At 70.8% G+C, this 2,531-nt stretch carries 4 protein-coding genes; 2 read left to right on the top strand and 2 right to left on the bottom strand.

What is annotated here, in order from left to right; genetic code table 11:
• Both AB1578_23340 and AB1578_23335 read right to left on the bottom strand, forming a co-directional pair.
• Positions 1–774 (bottom strand): hypothetical protein (locus AB1578_23340; protein ID MEW6490833.1); only part of this gene is annotated, 774 nt, incomplete at its 3' end.
• 180 nt (positions 775–954) lie between these two features.
• Positions 955–1,386 carry a hypothetical protein gene (locus tag AB1578_23335; protein ID MEW6490832.1) on the bottom strand — a complete coding sequence of 144 codons (432 nt, stop codon included), beginning with the start codon at positions 1,384–1,386 and terminating at the stop codon, positions 955–957.
• A 91-nt stretch (positions 1,387–1,477) separates the two neighbouring features.
• Between AB1578_23335 and AB1578_23330 the strand changes: the two genes are divergently transcribed.
• Both AB1578_23330 and AB1578_23325 read left to right on the top strand, forming a co-directional pair.
• Entirely contained in the window at positions 1,478–1,915 is a 438-nt protein-coding gene (locus AB1578_23330; GenBank protein ID MEW6490831.1) for a four helix bundle protein, read from the top strand.
• Between the two features lie 80 nt (positions 1,916–1,995).
• Positions 1,996–2,531: N-6 DNA methylase (locus AB1578_23325; GenBank protein MEW6490830.1), on the top strand; the 536-nt coding region annotated here is incomplete at its 3' end.

The raw sequence follows: 2,531 nt of genomic DNA, 5'->3' as shown, positions 1-2,531 counted from the left end.
TTCCGCGGCCCGGCGCGCCCGGAGCCCTTCGTCCTGTTCGCGCTGTCGGGAGAGGTCCAGCGCCTCGGGCTCCTGGCCAAGACCACGGGCGCCGCGGGCGACGCCCTCCAGGAGTCCTGGGCCGCCTACCGCCGCCGGCTCCGGGCGCTCGTCGCCAGCGGCGGGGCGGTGCGGGTGCGAAACCAGGTGGTCGAGCCCCTGGTGGACCGGCTCGGCTACGCCCGGCTCGAAGACGCCGGCGAGGTGGAGACCCGGGAGGGGCACGAGCCCGGCGGCTACCTCCTGGTCACGGCCGACGGCCAGGAGCGGCTCCGGGCCTGGTGCACTGCCTTCGAAGAGGACCTCGACGCCCCGGCCCGCCGGGGATCGGCCTACCGGTACAGTCACACCCGCAGCGCCGAGCGGGTGCTCCTGGCCTCGGGCGAGCGGCTGGGGCTCCTCACCAACGGTGTGGAGCTTCGCCTCCTCCTCTGCGACCCGGCGCGTCCCGGCTCCCAGGTCGCTATCCCCATCGACCCCCACTGGAAGCGAAGCCGCGATCTCCCCGACTCCTACCGGCTCCTCCTGGCCCTGGCCTCCCCCAAGGGCGTCCGGGCGGTGCCCGAGCTCGTGGAGAAGGCGCGCCTCCAGCAGACCCGGGTCACCAAGGACCTCCGGGTCCAGGCCCGCCAGGCCATCGAACGCTTCGTCCAGGAGGTGTTGGATCACCCGGAGAACCGGGAGAAGTTGGCAGCCCACGCCGACCAGGCCCGTCTCGCCCGGGAGCTCTGGCACGAGGCCCTGGTGCTCGTCTACCGGCTCCTCTTCCTCCTCAAGCTCGAAGCCACCGACGACCCGGCCCGGGCCTTCGGCTTCGCCTCGTCGAGCCTGTGGCGAAACACCTTCTCCCCCAGCGTCGCCCTGGCGCCCCACGCCCGCCGGGTGCTGGACGAAGGCGCCGAGACCGGGAGCCTTCTAGAAGACGGGCTCCGGGCCCTGTTTCGCATGTTCGTCGACGGCCTCGCCTGCACCGAACTCCACGTCAAACCCCTGGGCGGCGCCCTCTTCGGGCCCGAGACCACGCCGCTCCTCACGGGCCTTCGCTGGGGCGAGCGGGCCGTGGCCCATCTGCTCGACCGTCTCCTCTGGACGCCCCGGCGCCGTGGCTCCGAGTCCCGCCAGCGGGTCCACTACGGCCCCCTCGACGTGAAGGACCTGGGCCGGGTGTACGAGGCCCTGCTCGAACTCGAACCCGGCATCGCCGCCGAGCCCATGTGCCGCCTGCGCCGCCAGAAGCTCGAAGTGGTGGTGCCGGTGGGGCAGGGGGAGAAGTACAGGCTTCAGGCGCCAGGCTCCGGGCGCCAGGGGGAACAAGGCAGGCGTCAGGCGCCAGGCGCCGGCCTCCAACCCCTGAATCCTGAAGCCCGAAGCCCGGAGCCTGTCCCCCCCCCAGCCCTGAATCCCGAAGCCCGGAGCCTGACGCCTCAGGAGTCTCCCCATGCCGACGATCCAAAGCTACCAAGACCTCCAGGTCTGGCAGAAGGCGATGGACTTGGTGGTGGAGGTGTACCGGTTGGCGGGACTGCTGCCCAGGGCGGAGCAGTTCGGGCTGATCTCCCAGATGCAGAGGGCGGCGACCTCGGTGCCGGCGAATATCGCGGAGGGCCATGGTCGGGCGTACACGGGGGCGTACTGTCGGCATCTGTCGATCGCTCAGGGGTCGCTGCTGGAGCTGGAGACTCACCTGCTTATCTCTCAGCGACTGTCGTATCTGAGCGCGGAGCAGGTGAACCCGCTTCTGAACCGGACGCAGGAGATCGGGAGGATGCTGCACGGACTGACGAGGAGCCTGAAGGCGTCGGTGACAGCGAGGAGTCAGGCGCCAGGAGTCGGGAGCCAGGGGAGGAAGACGACGGAGACGAAGAAGATTCCCTGAATCCTGGAGCCCGGCGCCCGAAGCCTTCCACCGCCGTTGAGTGGATCGAGAAGATCGCCCCCGGCTGCTTCTACCTGCGGGTGGGCCTGGGGCGAAAATCCACCGGCTCGTTCTACACCCCCGACTCCTTCGTCCGCTTCCTGGTCCAAGAGACCCTGGGCCCCCTGTGTGCCGAGCGAAGCCCCAAAGAGGACCCAAAGCCCGGCGAGCTCCTCAAGCTCAAGGTCCTCGACCCGGCCATGGGGAGCGGGCACTTCCAGGTGGAGGCGTGCCGGTTCCTGGGCGAGAAGCTCTACGAGGCGTGCCGGCTCTGCGACGAGAAGGCGCTGGAGGCCGAGCGGAAGGCCGAGAAAGCCAAGACCGACGCCGAGCGCCAGGCCGCCCTGACCGAGGCGGCCGAGTACCGCCGCCGTGTGGTGGACCTGCCCGACCCCGACGACGAGCTCGTCCGGTACCTCCCGAGCCGCGCGCCCGAGGGCGAGGAGTCGGGCCTCTCCCAGAAGCGGGCCGAGGCCCTCTGCCGCCGCCTCGTGGCCGTCCACTGCCTCTATGGCGTAGACAAGAACCCCCTGGCCGTCGAGCTCGCCAAGCTCGCCCTCTGGATCGAGACCCAGGC

This window comes from Thermodesulfobacteriota bacterium (assembly GCA_040756475.1).
Classification (GTDB): Bacteria; Desulfobacterota; Deferrisomatia; order Deferrisomatales; family JACRMM01; genus JBFLZB01.
Note: the sequence above shows the minus strand (reverse complement) of the source record. Positions and strands in the feature narration are given on the sequence as shown.

Coding starts and splice junctions, on each gene's coding strand:
- AB1578_23330 (MEW6490831.1), top strand. CDS start 1,478: ATGCCGACGATCCAAAGCTACCAAGACCTCCAGGTCTGGCAGAAGGCG.